This window comes from Streptomyces sp. NBC_00370 (assembly GCF_036084755.1).
GTDB lineage: Bacteria > Actinomycetota > Actinomycetes > Streptomycetales > Streptomycetaceae > Streptomyces.
This window is the reverse complement of record NZ_CP107968.1, coordinates 2,169,266-2,183,867: the sequence shown is the minus strand read 5'-3', so window position 1 is coordinate 2,183,867 and position 14,602 is coordinate 2,169,266. Positions and strand designations below refer to the sequence as shown.

Sequence of the window (14,602 nt, the reverse complement as noted above, 5' to 3'; positions counted from 1 at the left end):
CTCCGTCACCTTCGTTGCTCCTGACTGCCGCCGGTACCGAATAGGTGTCGGCGGCAGCTATTTTGCCCGGCATTGACGCGCCCTTGACATGGCCATGAAGCGTCGTGACTCTGTCGTCTGCCACGCGTGTGGCACACCACGGCAAGGGGGGCACATGAGACGCAGACGCAGAGCGGGATCGATCCTCGCGGCGGGCGCACTGCTGCTGGGCGGCCTGGCGGCGGCACCCGTCGCGCAGGCGCAGCAGGGGGCAGGCCGGGAAACGGCCGACAAGGCCGGCGACAGCGTGAAGGTCTTCGAGGCCCAGGTCACCAAGGAGCAGATACCCCTGCTCCTGGCGGCGGGTCAGGACAGCCAGGAGCTGAGCGAACGGGCGCCCGCGAAGGGGACCGCCGAGGTCGAGCTGTTCCTCACCGACGCCCAGGCGGGCGCGCTGGCCAAGCAGGGCGTCGACCTCAGCGAGCGGCGCGTCCCCGCGAAGGCGACCGCACGGGCCGAGGCGGCGGGCGACGGCGTCTTCCGTCCGTACAGCGGCAAGGGCAATCTCCAGGAGGAGATCGTCAAGGCGGGCCAGGCCAACCCGGGCATCGCCAAGGTCGTCTCCATCGGCAAGACCCTGCGCGGCCAGGACATCCTCGCCCTCAAGCTCACCAAGGGCGCGCGCACCGGCAGGGACGGCGCCAAGCCGTCCGTGCTCTACATGTCCAACCAGCACGCCAGGGAGTGGATCACTCCCGAGACCAACCGCCGGCTGATGCACTACTACCTGGACAACTACGGCAAGGACCGGCGGATCACGAAGATCGTCGACTCCACCGAGCTGTGGTTCGTCCTGTCGGCCAACCCGGACGGCTACGACTACACCTTCAGCCCCGACGGCGACCGGCTCTGGCGCAAGAACCTGCGCGACGTCGACAAGGACGGCGCGATCACCTCGGGCGACGGCATCGACCTCAACCGTAACTTCCCCTACAAGTGGGGCTACGACGACGAGGGCTCCTCGCCCAGGCCCGCCAACGAGACGTACCGGGGCGCCGCTCCGGCCTCCGAGCCCGAGACCCGGGCGATCGACGCGCTGGAGAAGCGCATCGGCTTCGAGTACAGCATCAACTACCACTCCGCCTCCGAACTGCTGCTGTACGGAGTGGGCTGGCAGGTCGCGACCCCGACCCCCGACGACGTGCTGTACTCCGCGCTCGCCGGCACACCCGACAACTCCGCGATCCCCGGCTACTACCCGCAGGTCTCCTCCGAGCTGTACACCACCAACGGAGAGGCCGACGGCCACGCGGCCAACGTCAACGGGACGCTGATGTTCACCCCGGAGATGACGACCTGCCAGACCGCTTCGGCGATCGACCCCGATGACCAGTGGCTGCCCCAGGACTGCCAGTCGGGCTTCAACTTCCCCGACGACGAGAAGCTGATCCAGGGTGAGTTCGCCAAGAACCTGCCCTTCGCGCTCTCCGTCGCCGAGACCGCCGCCCACCCCGACGTGCCCTCGTCGGCGGTCGGCCTGAGCGCGGCCGACTTCACGCTCGACCCCTTCACCACCTCGTACGCGCGCGGCGCTGACCAGCAGGTCGCCGTCACCGTCCGCAGGTCGGTCAAGGACAAGCAGCTCAACTACCGCGTCAACGGCGGCCGGACGCACCGGGCCTCCCTCAAGGGGTGGAAGGGCGGCGAGACCTACGGCGGCGAGGACAACATCCGCTTCGACCAGTACCGCGCCGAGGTGAAGGGCGCGGACCCGGGCGACTCGGTCGACGTCTGGTTCACCGGAAGGACCGCGCGCGGGAAGTCCACCGCCAGTGACCACTTCCGCTACACCGTCGTCGCACGCGCCAAGGCCGACACGATCGTGATCGCCGAGGAAGGCGCCCCCGCGACCCAGGCCAAGGCGTACGTCGACGCGCTGAGGGCCAACGGCCGCAAGGCCGTCGTCTGGGACGTCGCCACCCAGGGCGCCCCGCACCCGCTGGGCGTGCTGTCGCACTTCGCCACCGCGGTCCACTACACGGGCGCCGTCGAGCCCGCAGGACCCACCCAGCTCGCCCTGCGCGACTTCATCAACGAGGGCGGCAAGCTCGTCGAGGCCGGTGAACTGGCCGGCGGCGACGCGCGGGTCGGCCGCGCCGACACCGACGACTTCAGCCAGTACTACCTCGGCGCCTACGGACGCGACTCGGCACCCGGAGCGACCGGCTTCACCGGGGCGGGCGCGCTCGCGGGCGCGGACACACCGCTGACCGCCGCCCCCGGCAACCCGCTGAACGCGGCGGGCGCCTACACCGTCACCTCCGACACCCTCGCGCCCAAGGACTACCCGCAGTTCAAGAGCGCGCAGGGCGGCTCGTACGCCGGCATCACCAACCCGTACGCGCCCTACGCCGGCGGGTGGATGGCCTCCGCCACCCACGAGGACAACGACTGGCGCAGGCTCACCCGCACCGTCGACCTCAGCTCCGTCACCGCGGCCGACCGGCCGGAGCTGCGCCTCGCGCTCAACTGGGACACCGAGCCGGGCTACGACCACGCCGTGCTCGAAGCCCACACCACCGGCGCCGACGACTGGACCACGCTCCCCGAGGCGGGCGGCGCCACCAGCACCGAGGTGCCGGCCGAGTGCGGCGCCGGGTTCTTCATCAACGGCCATCCGTTCCTCGGCCGCTACCTCACGCTCGGCGCCGACGGCTGCGCGGCCACCGGCACCAGCGGCGCCTGGAACAGCTTCACCGGCAGCTCCGACGGCTGGCGGCAGGTCGCCTTCGACCTGAGCGGCTACGCGGGCCGCAGCGTCGAGGTCTCGCTCAGCTACATCACCGACCCCGGCAGCGGCGGGCGCGGCGTCTTCGCCGACGACGCGCGGCTCGCCGTGGCCGGCGCCGAGCAGCAGGCCGAGGGCTTCGAGACGTCGCTGGGCGTCTGGAGCACACCGGGCGCCCCCGAGGGCAGCCCGGCCGTGGCGGGCGACTGGGCGCGCACCCAGGCGCTCTACACGTCGTACGCCGCGGTCACCACCCGCGACACCGTGCTGCTGGGCTTCGGCCTTGAGCACGTACCGGGCGCCGGGGAGCGCGCCACGCTGCTCGGCAAGGCGCTGCGCTCGCTGCGGCACTGACACCGGCGGCCATCGCGCCACCCGTACGGCACCTGGGCACCGATGACCCGTACCCGCTACTCGCGGGTACGGGTCATTACCAGCTCAGGGGGCGGCCGATGTCACTCAGCGAGGCCCGGCGGGGTAGGGTCGTAAGCGGTCGGGGACATCCCATACAGCTCGCCGGCGTCGAAAACCGGCGTACCAACGAGGAGATCGGTTCGTGACGATCCGCGTAGGCATCAACGGCTTTGGCCGCATCGGGCGTAATTACTTCCGCGCGCTGCTGGAGCAGGGTGCGGACATCGAGATCGTGGCTGTCAACGACCTGGGTGACACCGCGACCACAGCCCACTTGCTGAAGTACGACACCATCCTGGGCCGCCTCAAGGCAGAGGTGACGCACACCGCCGACACGATCACGGTCGACGGCAAGACCATCAAGGTGCTCTCCGAGCGCGACCCCGCCAACATCCCGTGGGGCGAGCTCGGCGTCGACATCGTCATCGAGTCGACCGGCATCTTCACCAAGAAGGCCGACGCCCAGAAGCACATCACGGGCGGCGCGAAGAAGGTCCTCATCTCGGCTCCGGCCACCGACGAGGACATCACGATCGTCCTGGGCGTCAACGAGGACAAGTACGACGCCGCCACGGACAACATCATCTCCAACGCCTCGTGCACGACGAACTGTGTCGCGCCGATGGCCAAGGTTCTCCTGGAGAACTTCGGCATCGTGTCGGGCCTGATGACCACGGTCCACGCCTACACCAGCGACCAGCGTCTGCAGGACTTCCCGCACAAGGACCTCCGCAGGGCGCGCGCCGCCGCCGAGAACATCATCCCGGCGAGCACCGGCGCGGCCAAGGCCCTCGGCCTGGTCATCCCGGAGCTGGCGGGCAAGCTCAACGGCATGGCGATGCGCGTTCCGGTCCCCACGGGCTCCATCACCGACCTGGTCGTCGAGACGGAGCGGGTGGTGACCAAGGAAGAGGTCAACGCCGCGTTCAAGAAGGCCTCCGAGGGCGAGCTGAAGGCGTACCTGGACTACACCGAGGACCCGATCGTCTCCTCGGACATCGTCAACTGGCCGGCCTCCTGCACCTTCGACTCCTCCCTGACCATGGTCCAGGGCAAGAGCGTCAAGGTTCTCGGCTGGTACGACAACGAGTGGGGCTACTCCAACCGCCTCGTCGACCTGACGGTCTTCGTCGGCGCCCGGCTCTGACCACCGGCCGGTAGGACCTCGATATGAGCGACAGGGCTCGGTCGGCGCGAACCGCGCTGTTCGGGCCCTGTCGCCTGTGTAGAACCCGCCTGGCAGTTCACCCCAAGGAGCCCAGCAACAGATGAAGACGATCGACGAACTTCTGACCGAAGGGGTCACCGGCAAGCGCGTTTTCGTCCGCGCCGACCTCAACGTGCCGCTCGAAGGCGACACCATCACCGACGACGGCCGGATCCGCGCCGTACAGCCGACGGTCGCCCGCCTCGCCGACGCCGGCGCGCGCGTGATCGTCGCCTCCCACCTCGGCCGTCCCAAGGGCGCGCCCGACCCCGCCTTCTCGCTGGCCCCCGCGGCCAAGCGTCTCGGTGAACTCCTCGGCAAGGACGTGGCGTTCGCGACCGACACGGTCGGCGATTCCGCCAAGTCCGTCGTCGCGAGCCTCACCGACGGCCAGGTCGCCGTCATCGAGAACCTCCGCTTCAACCCCGGCGAGACCGCGAAGGACGACGCCGAGCGCGGCGCCTTCGCCGACCAGCTCGCCGAGCTGGCCGACGTGTACGTGGGCGACGGCTTCGGTGCCGTGCACCGCAAGCACGCCTCGGTCTTCGACCTGCCGGCCCGGCTGCCGCACGCGGCGGGCGGGCTCATCGCCACCGAGGTCGGTGTCCTGAAGAAGCTCACCGATGACGTCAAGCGGCCGTACGCCGTCGTGCTCGGCGGCGCCAAGGTCTCCGACAAGCTCGGTGTCATCGACCATCTGCTGGAGAAGGCCGACCGCATCCTCATCGGCGGCGGCATGGCCTTCACCTTCCTGAAGGCGCAGGGCCACGAGGTCGGCTCCTCGCTCCTCCAGGAGGACCAGATCCCGGCAGTCCAGGGCTATCTCAAGCGCGCCGAGGAGCGCGGTGTGGAGTTCGTGCTCCCCGTCGACTTCCTCGTGGCGCCCGAGTTCCCCGACCTGAAGGCCAAGGCGCCGACCCACCCCGAGACGGTACGGGCCGACGCCATGCCCGAGGGCAAGATGGGCCTGGACAACGGCCCGGAGACCTGCGCGCTGTACGCGTCGAAGCTCGCCGACGCGCAGACCGTGTTCTGGAACGGCCCGATGGGCGTCTTCGAGCACCCCGACTACGCCGAGGGCACCCGGGCCGTCGCCCAGGCGCTCATCGACTCGTCCGCCTTCACGGTGGTCGGCGGCGGCGACTCCGCGGCCGCCGTACGCATCCTGGGCTTCGACGAGAACGCATTCGGCCATATTTCGACCGGCGGCGGTGCCAGCCTCGAATACCTCGAAGGCAAGACGCTGCCCGGCCTCGCCGCACTGGAGGACTGACCGTTCCATGACCGCTTCCGCTGATTCAGCAGAGAAGAACGCCGGCCGCACCCCGCTGATGGCCGGCAACTGGAAGATGAACCTCAACCACCTTGAGGCCATCGCCCACGTCCAGAAGCTGTCGTTCGGCCTCGCCGACAAGGACTACGAAGCCGTCGAGGTCGCCGTCCTGGCGCCCTTCACCGACCTGCGCTCCGTGCAGACCCTGGTCGACGGGGACAAGCTCAAGATCAAGTACGGCGCCCAGGACATCTCGGCGCACGACTCGGGCGCCTACACCGGCGAGATCTCGGGCCCGATGCTGGCCAAGCTCAAGTGCACCTACGTGGCCGTCGGTCACTCCGAGCGACGCCAGTACCACGCCGAGTCGGACGAGCTGTGCAACGCCAAGGTGAAGGCGGCGTACAAGCACGGACTGACCCCGATCCTCTGCGTCGGCGAGGGCCTGGACATCCGCAAGGCGGGCCAGCAGGTCGAGTACACGCTCGCCCAGCTCGACGGCGGCCTCAAGGACGTCACGGCCGAGCAGGCCGAGACCATCGTGATCGCCTACGAGCCGGTGTGGGCCATCGGCACCGGCGAGGTCGCGACCCCCGAGGACGCGCAGGAGGTCTGCGGGGCGATCCGCGGCAGGCTCGCCGAGCTGTACTCGCAGGAGCTGGCCGACAAGGTCCGGATCCAGTACGGCGGCTCGGTCAAGTCCGGCAATGTCGCCGCGATCATGAAGCAGCCCGATGTGGACGGCGCCCTCGTGGGCGGCGCGGCGCTCGACGCCGAGGAGTTCGTCAAGATCGTACGCTTCCGCGACCAGTGAGTATGCGCTAGAGCGGATCCGTCGTACCCTTGCGGGGATTAAGTGGCGTGCCACTTGGTCCCCGCAGTCCATTTCAGTCCTGTCAGTCCGAGAAGGTTGGTTCAGCTGTGGTTATGGGGTTCCAGATCGCCCTGATCGTCTTCAGCCTGCTGCTCATGCTGCTGGTGCTGATGCACAAGGGAAAGGGCGGCGGCCTCTCCGACATGTTCGGTGGCGGAATGCAGTCGTCCGTCGGTGGTTCCTCGGTTGCCGAGCGTAACCTCGACCGCATCACCGTAGTTGTGGGTCTGCTGTGGTTCGCGAGCATTGTCGCGCTTGGTCTGCTGATCAAGCTCGACAGCTGATTCCGCGTACGGTACGTCGCCGCGGGGCGCGGCCTATCATGAGGTTCCGCGCCCGGCGGAGGGGGTAACTCCCTTCACCGGACGCGCGTTGGGCCTTACGTAGACTGGGGCGCCCGGCAGCGGAGCTGCCTACAGATGCTTTGCGGCACCATCACGCAGGGAGTTACGACCGTGGCAAGTGGCAACGCGATCCGGGGAAGCCGGGTCGGAGCGGGGCCGATGGGTGAGGCCGAGCGTGGCGAGTCCGCGCCCCGTCTGCGCATCTCCTTCTGGTGCTCCAACGGGCACGAGACGGTGCCGAGCTTCGCCAGTGACGCACAGGTTCCGGAGACGTGGGACTGCCCGCGCTGCGGCTTCCCGGCAGGTCAGGACCGGGACAACCCGCCGGACCCGCCGCGCACCGAGCCGTACAAGACCCACCTCGCCTATGTGCGCGAGCGCCGTAGCGACGCCGACGGTGAGGCGATCCTCGCCGAGGCCCTCGCCAAGCTGCGCGGCGAGATCTGAGCTTTCCCCTTCCCGGCCGGTCGCGACACCAAGCGCCCGGCCGGTTCTTCGTACCGGGCCGGGCCGACCCCTCGCAGCGACCTCTGATCAATTAGGTTGGAGGGGCAGCAGGGCATGCACGCAGGTACGAGAAGAAGTGGGCTGATGTCCGAGATGAACGCAGAAAGCCGTACCAGGCTCAACCGGCTGCCCGAGTGGAGCGCTCTGGGCAAGCATCGTGAGCAGCTGGCCGACACGCATCTGCGGGAGCTGTTCGCCGGCGACCCGGCGCGCGGCACCGGTTACACGCTCCAGGTGGGCGATCTCCATCTGGACTACTCCAAGCATCTGGTGACCGACGAGACCCTGGCGCTGCTGCGCGAGCTGGCCGCCGCCACCAAGGTCACCGAGCTGCGGGACGCGATGTTCCGCGGCGACAAGATCAACACCACCGAGGACCGCGCGGTGCTGCACACGGCGCTGCGCGCCCCGCGCGACGCCGTCGTGGAGGTGGACGGGGAGAACGTGATCCCCGCCGTGCACGCCGTCCTCGACAAGATGGCCTCCTTCGCCGACCGGATCAGGTCCGGCGAGTGGCGCGGCCACACGGGCCTGCCCATCAAGAACGTGGTGAACATCGGCATCGGCGGCTCCGACCTCGGACCCGCGATGGCGTACGAGGCGCTGAAGTCGTTCACCGACCGCGACATCACCGTACGGTTCGTCTCCAACGTGGACGGCGCGGATCTGCACGAGGCGGTCCGGGACCTGAACGCGGCCGAGACGCTGTTCGTCATCGCCTCCAAGACCTTCACCACCGTCGAGACCATCACCAACGCCACCTCGGCGCGCAACTGGCTGCTGACCGAGCTGACGGCCGATCAGGACGCCGTCGCCAAGCACTTCGTGGCGCTGTCCACCAACGGTGTGAAGGTCTCCGACTTCGGCATCGACACGGCCAACATGTTCGAGTTCTGGGACTGGGTCGGCGGCCGTTACTCGTACGACTCCGCCATCGGCCTCTCGCTGATGATCGCGATCGGCCCCGGCCGTTTCCGCGAGATGCTGGACGGCTTCCATCTCGTCGACGAGCACTTCCGCACCGCGCCACCCGAGGCCAACGCACCTTTGCTGCTGGGCCTGTTGGGCGTCTGGTACGGCTCGTTCTTCGACGCGCAGTCGCACGCCGTGCTGCCGTACAGCCACTACCTGTCGAAGTTCACCGCCTACCTCCAGCAGTTGGACATGGAGTCCAACGGCAAGTCGGTGGACCGCGACGGCAACCCCGTCGACTGGCAGACGGGGCCCGTGGTCTGGGGCACGCCCGGCACCAACGGGCAGCACGCGTACTACCAGTTGATCCATCAGGGCACGAAGATCATCCCCGCCGACTTCATCGGCTTCGCCCGGCCGGTCGACGACCTGCGCAGCGGTCTCGTCCCGCAGCACGACCTGCTGATGGCCAACTTCTTCGCCCAGACACAGGCGTTGGCCTTCGGCAAGACCCCCGAAGAGGTACGGGCCGAGGGTGTGCCCGAGGAGCTGGTGCCGCACAAGACGTTCCGCGGCAACCACCCGACGACCACCATCCTCGCCGACACACTGACCCCCTCGGTGCTGGGTCAGCTCATCGCGCTCTACGAGCACAAGGTGTTCGTCCAGGGCGCCGTGTGGAACATCGACTCGTTCGACCAGTGGGGTGTGGAGCTCGGCAAGGTACTCGCCAAGGAGATCGAGCCGGTCCTCACCGGGGACAAGGCGGGCGACGGGCTCGACAGCTCAACGGCGGCGCTCGTCGCCACGTACCGCACCCTGCGCGGTCGCTGACCGGATGGGACCGGGGGCGGTGGAGGAGGGGCTGCGGCTGCGGGCGCCGAAGAACACACCGGCGCCGCGCGCCGTCGGCTGGTGGCGCGCGCAGTGGCTGCTGCGGACCGTGTTCCCTGTCGCGCTCCTCGTGGTCCTGGCGGTGCTCATCACGCCCGCCAGGACCTGGCTCCTGGTCCCCGCCGCCGTCCTCGCCGTGCTCGGCGCCGGCTGCGCCGTCGTCGTACCGCTCTGGCGCTTCCGGGTGCACCGGTGGGAGGTGACGGACGAGGCGGTCTACGTCCGCACCGGGGTCTTCCGGCAGGAGTGGCGGATCGCGCCGATGTCCAGGATCCAGACCGTGGACACCGTGCGCGGCCCGCTGGAGCAGCTGTTCCGGCTCTCCACGGTCATCGTCACCACCGCCTCGTCCAAGGGCGCCGTGCACATCGCCGGGCTCGACCACGGGACGGCGTCGTCGCTCGCCGAGCAACTGACCCACATCACCCAGGCAACGCCCGGGGACGCCACATGAGCGAGGCGGGGGAGGCCGAGGCCGACGTAGTCGGCGGTCTCCTGGACAAGCCCGCCGCTCAGGATTCCGCGGCGCCGGAGTCCGCAGCGCCCTGGCGGCGGCTCGCCCCCGGCACCCTCCTCGTCACCGCGGCCGTCATGGCGGGCATCGCGCTGGGCGCGGGAGTGCCGACCGCGCTCGGGATATCCAACGGCCTCGGGCCCGTACGCGCCGTCGGCTGGGTGCTGGCGGCGACGCTGCTCTTCGTCGCCTGCGGCACCGGAGCCGACTACATACGCTGGCGCCGCACCCGCTACCGCATCGGCGCCGAACGCGCCGAACTCCACACCGGACTGCTGCTGGTGAAGCGCCGCTCCCTGGCGCGCGAACGGATCCGCAGCGTCGACCTGACCGCCAACCCGATGCTGCGCGTCCTCGGTCTGGTGAAGGTGCGGATAGGGACGGGGGAGCACTCCGGCGAGTCCACACTGGAACTCGACCTGGTCACCCGCCAGGAGGGCGAACGGCTGCGCAGGGAACTGCTCGACCGCGCGCCGGGGACGCCCGGCGCACACCGCGAGGGCGTACTCGCCGCGCTCGACCCCCGCTGGATCCGGTACGCCCCGATGTCGTTCCTCGCCCCCGCCCTCGGCGGCGCGGCGGCCGGCGGACTGCTGCAGATCAGCGACTGGTTCGGGGCCCAGCGGCAGGTCGTCGACTGGATAGCGCACCGGCTCGCCGACACCCCGCTCGGCTGGGCCATCGTGCTGCTGGTGGGCGCGGCCGGGCTCGCCGGGGTCGTCGGGACGCTCGGCCTGTGGGTCGAGATGTGGTGGAACTACCGCATCGAGCGCGAACCCGGTGGCACGCTCCGGGTCAGACGCGGTCTGTTCACCGCGCGCTCCGTCTCCATCGAGGAGCGCCGGCTGCGCGGGGTGGAACTGGTCGAGCCCTTCGGCGTACGGCTGCTCGGCGCCGCCCGGCTCGACGCGGTCGCCACCGGGCTCGCCCACGACGACGAGGACAAGCACGTCGACCACAAGAACCTGCTGCCGGCCGCGCCCCGCGCGGTCGCCCAGGAACTGGCGGCGCAGGTGCTGCGGGAGCCGGTGTCGCCCACCCGGAGCGCCACCCTCACCCCGCACCCGTCGGCCGCCCGTGGCCGCCGGCTGCGCCGCGCGCTGGCCGCCGCCCTGGCGCCGGTGCTGATCCTCACGGTCCTCGGCCTGCTCGTCACGGACGTCCTGCTGCAGGTCGCGGCGGGCCTGGCCGTGGTCGCCCTGCCCACGGCGGTGCTGCTCGCCCTCGACGCGGCCCGGAACCTCGGCCACGGCATCAGCGGCGGCTATCTGGTCGCCCGCTCCGGCACCCTGCGCCGCTCGACGGTCGCCCTCCAGCGTGCGGGCGTCATCGGCTGGACGGTCCGCCAGTCCGTCTTCCAGCGCCGCGCGGGGCTGCTCACCCTGACGGCGACCACAGCGGCGGGCGACGGCGCCTACCACGTACGGGACGCGGCCCAGGCCGAAGGCCTCGCCTTCGCCGAGGAGGCCGTACCGTCCCTGCTGACCCCGTTCCTGGACCGCGGCCCCGCCTGACACGCACCACGGCCCGGTCCGCCGTGGAGGCGAACCGGGCCGTGGTGTCGGCGAGTTGACGGTGTGTCAGGCGGAAGCCGCCGGATACAGGTCGCGCGGCAGCTTCGACGCCGCCGCCTCGTCCAGCAGCCACAGCGTGCGGCTGCGACCGTACGCGCCCGCCGCCGGCGCCTGGATCTCGCCCGCGCCGGACAGCGCGATCTCCGCCGCCTCCGCCTTGTCCTCGCCCGCGGCGAGCAGCCACACCTCGTGCGCTGCCCGGATCGCCGGGAGCGTGAACGAGATGCGCAGCGGTGGCGGCTTGGGCGCGCCCTGGACGGCGACGACCGTCCGCTCCGTCTCCCGTACGCCCGGCAGCTCCGGGAAGAGCGAGGCGACATGCGTGTCGGGTCCGACGCCCAGCATCAGCACGTCGAAGCTCGGCACCTGCGCGTGGTCCTCGGGCCGTGCGGCCGCGGCGAGTTCGGTCGCGTACGCCGCTGCCGCCGCCTCCACGTCGCTGCCGTACGGACCGTCCGACGCGGCCATCGCGTGCACCCGCGCGGGGTCCAGCGGAACCGAGTCGAGCAGCGCCGCACGGGCCTGTGTCACATTGCGCTCCGGATCGCCGTCCGGCAGGAAGCGCTCGTCGCCCCACCACAGGTCGAGCCGCGACCAGTCGACCGCGTCCCGGGCGGGCGCCGACGACAGCGCGGCCAGCAGGCCGTTGCCGTTGCGCCCGCCCGTGAGGACGATCGAGGCGTGGCCACGGGAGGCCTGGGCGTCCACGATCTTCGTGATCAGCCGGGCCGCCGTGGCCTGCGCCATCAGTTCCTTGTCGCGGTGCACGACCAGCTGGGGCACGCTCACTTCGACGCCGCCTTCTTGGCCGGAGCCTTCTTCGCTGCCGCCGCCGGAGCGGCCTTGTCACCGGCCGCCGACGACGAGCCGTCGTCGAGCCGCTCGACGCCGAGCTTCAGCGCCGACGCGTACGTCTCGTCCGGGTCGAGCCTGCGCAGCTCCTCGGCGATCAGCTCCGAGGTCTCCCGGCGCTTCAGCGCCACGGCGCGGTCCGGCTGGCCCTCGATGGAGAGCGTCGCCAGCGAGCCGTCGGCCCGGTCGAGCACGATCGGACCGCAGGTCGTCTCCATCCGGACGGCGGTGAGGCCGGGACCGCTGGAGACGGAGCGCTTGACCGCCACATGCAGCCGGTCGGCGAGCCACATGCCGAGCAGCTCGCAGCTCGGGTTGAACTCCTCGCCCTCGACCTCGACCGCGGTGACCTCGCAGTCGACCTGGTCGAGCGCGGCGGCGAGCATCGAGCGCCACGGGGTGATCCGGCTCCAGGCCAGGTCCGTGTCGCCCGGGGTGTACACCGCCTGCCGGGCCGCCAGCTCCTGCACGGGGTGCTGGGCGGCGTACGTGTCCGTCACGCGCCGCTGGGCCAGCTTGCCCAGCGGGTCCTTCGCCGGGTTGGCCGGCGAGTTGACCGGCCACCAGACGACGACGGGCGCGTCGGGCAGCAGCAGTGGCAGCACCACGGACTGGGCGTGGTCGATGACCTCGCCGTACAGCCGCAGCACCACCGTCTCGCCGGTGCCCGCGTCCGCGCCGACCCGTACCTCGGCGTCGAGGCGCGCGTTGGCCCGGTCGCGCGGCGAGCGCGAGGGGCGCTTGACGACGACCAGGATCCGCGACGGGTGCTCCCTGGAGGCGTCACTCGCCGCCTTGAGCGCGTCGTACGCGTTCTCCTCGTCGGTGACGATGACCAGGGTGAGGACCATGCCGACGGCGGGCGCGCCCACCGAACGGCGGCCCTGTACCAGCGCCTTGTTGATCTTGCTGGACGTGGTGTCCGTAAGGTCGATCTTCATGGCCGACGCCAGCTCCGTCCGTCTCGTGCGAGCATTTCGTCCGCCTCGACAGGACCCCAGGTCCCGGACTCGTACTGCGCGGGCTTGCCGTGCTTGTCCCAGAACTGCTCGACCGGGTCGAGGATCGTCCAGGACAGCTCCACCTCTTCCGTGCGCGGGAAGAGGTTCGAGTCGCCGAGCAGCACATCGAGGATGAGCCGCTCGTACGCCTCGGGGCTCGACTCGGTGAAGGACTCGCCGTAGGCGAAGTCCATCGACACGTCCCGCACCTCCATCGAGGTGCCGGGCACCTTGGAGCCGAACCGCATCGTCACACCCTCGTCCGGCTGGACCCGGATCACCAGGGCGTTCTGCCCCAGCTCCTCGGTGGCCGTGTGGTCGAAGGGGGAGTGCGGCGCGCGCTGGAAGACGACCGCGATCTCGGTGACGCGGCGGCCGAGGCGCTTGCCGGTACGGAGGTAGAAGGGGACGCCCGCCCAGCGGCGGTTGTCGATCCCGACCTTGACCGCGGCGTAGGTGTCGGTCTTCGACTTGGGGTCGATACCGTCCTCCTGCAGATAGCCGACGGCACGCTCGCCGCCCTGCCATCCGGCGGCGTACTGCCCGCGCACCGTGTCGGCGCCCAGGTCCTGCGGCAGCCGTACGGCGCCCAGCACCTTGGTCTTCTCGGCCGCGAGCGCGTCCGCGTCGAAGGAGGCGGGCTCCTCCATGGCGGTCAGCGCGAGCAGCTGGAGCAGGTGGTTCTGGATGACGTCACGGGCGGCGCCGATGCCGTCGTAGTACCCGGCCCGGCCGCCGATGCCGATGTCCTCGGCCATGGTGATCTGGACGTGGTCCACGTACGACCGGTTCCAGATCGGCTCGAAGAGGGTGTTGGCGAACCGCAGCGCCAGGATGTTCTGGACGGTCTCCTTGCCCAGGTAGTGGTCGATCCTGAAGACCTCGTTGGACGGGAAGACCTCGTGGACGACCTTGTTCAGCTCCTTGGCGGACGCCAGGTCGTGGCCGAACGGCTTCTCGATGACCGCGCGGCGCCAGGAGCCTTCCTTCTGGTCGGCGAGCCCGTGCTTCTTGAGCTGCTGGACGACCTTCGGGAAGAACTTCGGCGGCACGGACAGGTAGAAGGCGAAGTTGCCTCCGGTGCCCTGCTTCTTGTCGAGGTCCTCGATCGTCGCCTTCAGGTTCTCGAACGCCTCGTCGTCGTCGAAGTCGCCCTGGACGAAGCGCATCCCCTGGATGAGCTGCTGCCAGACCTCCTCGCGGAACGGCGTGCGCGCGTGCTCCTTGACGGCGTCGTGGACCTCTTGCGCGAAGTCCTCGTCCTGCCACTCGCGGCGCGCGAAGCCGATGAGCGAGAAGCCCGGCGGCAGCAGGCCGCGGTTGGCCAGGTCATAGATGGCGGGCATCAGCTTTTTGCGGGACAAATCGCCCGTGACGCCGAAGATGACCAGGCCCGACGGCCCCGCGATACGCGGGAGCCGTCGGTCCTGAGCGTCACGGAGCGGATTCACTCCGTGGGTTGCGGTCAA

The 14,602-nt window shown here is 70.2% G+C and carries 12 protein-coding genes; 9 read left to right on the top strand and 3 right to left on the bottom strand.

Annotation, left to right across the window (positions count from 1 at the left end; genetic code table 11):
- Positions 1-154 precede the first annotated feature (154 nt).
- The 9 genes from OHS57_RS09485 to OHS57_RS09445 all read left to right on the top strand — a co-directional run bounded on the left by OHS57_RS09485 (position 155) and on the right by OHS57_RS09445 (position 11,220).
- Positions 155-3,121, top strand: a complete 2,967-nt coding sequence (locus tag OHS57_RS09485) for a M14 family metallopeptidase (RefSeq protein ID WP_328581626.1) — start codon at positions 155-157, stop codon at positions 3,119-3,121.
- A gap of 202 nt (positions 3,122-3,323) precedes the next feature.
- A complete protein-coding gene (gene gap, locus OHS57_RS09480) occupies positions 3,324-4,328 on the top strand; it encodes a type I glyceraldehyde-3-phosphate dehydrogenase (protein WP_041990920.1) in 1,005 nt (334 codons plus the stop codon).
- 121 nt (positions 4,329-4,449) lie between these two features.
- Complete coding sequence (locus OHS57_RS09475; RefSeq protein WP_328581625.1) at positions 4,450-5,661, top strand: phosphoglycerate kinase; 1,212 nt, start codon at positions 4,450-4,452, stop codon at positions 5,659-5,661.
- A gap of 7 nt (positions 5,662-5,668) precedes the next feature.
- Positions 5,669-6,475, top strand: coding sequence for a triose-phosphate isomerase (tpiA, locus tag OHS57_RS09470; RefSeq protein WP_041990923.1), 807 nt, complete (start codon positions 5,669-5,671; stop codon positions 6,473-6,475).
- 107 nt (positions 6,476-6,582) lie between these two features.
- Positions 6,583-6,819 (top strand): preprotein translocase subunit SecG, encoded by a 237-nt coding sequence (gene secG, locus OHS57_RS09465; RefSeq protein WP_078863696.1) that lies wholly within the window; start codon positions 6,583-6,585, stop codon positions 6,817-6,819.
- A 171-nt stretch (positions 6,820-6,990) separates the two neighbouring features.
- Positions 6,991-7,326, top strand: coding sequence for an RNA polymerase-binding protein RbpA (locus tag OHS57_RS09460; protein WP_078615979.1), 336 nt, complete (start codon positions 6,991-6,993; stop codon positions 7,324-7,326).
- A 153-nt stretch (positions 7,327-7,479) separates the two neighbouring features.
- Positions 7,480-9,132, top strand: a complete 1,653-nt coding sequence (gene pgi / locus OHS57_RS09455) for a glucose-6-phosphate isomerase (protein WP_041996684.1) — start codon at positions 7,480-7,482, stop codon at positions 9,130-9,132.
- 4 nt (positions 9,133-9,136) lie between these two features.
- Entirely contained in the window at positions 9,137-9,646 is a 510-nt protein-coding gene (locus OHS57_RS09450) for a PH domain-containing protein (protein WP_328581624.1), read from the top strand.
- Positions 9,643-11,220, top strand: coding sequence for a PH domain-containing protein (locus tag OHS57_RS09445; RefSeq protein ID WP_328581623.1), 1,578 nt, complete (start codon positions 9,643-9,645; stop codon positions 11,218-11,220). Before OHS57_RS09450 ends, OHS57_RS09445 begins: the two co-directional genes overlap by 4 nt.
- A 66-nt stretch (positions 11,221-11,286) precedes the next feature.
- Here OHS57_RS09445 and pgl read toward each other — a convergent pair whose 3' ends face one another.
- Genes pgl through zwf form a run of 3 tightly spaced genes read right to left on the bottom strand, consistent with a single transcriptional unit; the run spans position 11,287 to position 14,602 of the window.
- Entirely contained in the window at positions 11,287-12,069 is a 783-nt protein-coding gene (gene pgl, locus OHS57_RS09440) for a 6-phosphogluconolactonase (RefSeq protein WP_041990935.1), read from the bottom strand.
- Positions 12,066-13,073, bottom strand: a complete 1,008-nt coding sequence (gene opcA / locus OHS57_RS09435; RefSeq protein WP_041990937.1) for a glucose-6-phosphate dehydrogenase assembly protein OpcA — start codon at positions 13,071-13,073, stop codon at positions 12,066-12,068. The genes pgl and opcA overlap by 4 nt, the downstream gene beginning before the upstream one ends.
- Positions 13,070-14,602 (bottom strand): glucose-6-phosphate dehydrogenase, encoded by a 1,533-nt coding sequence (gene zwf / locus OHS57_RS09430; RefSeq protein ID WP_041990939.1) that lies wholly within the window; start codon positions 14,600-14,602, stop codon positions 13,070-13,072. The genes opcA and zwf overlap by 4 nt, the downstream gene beginning before the upstream one ends.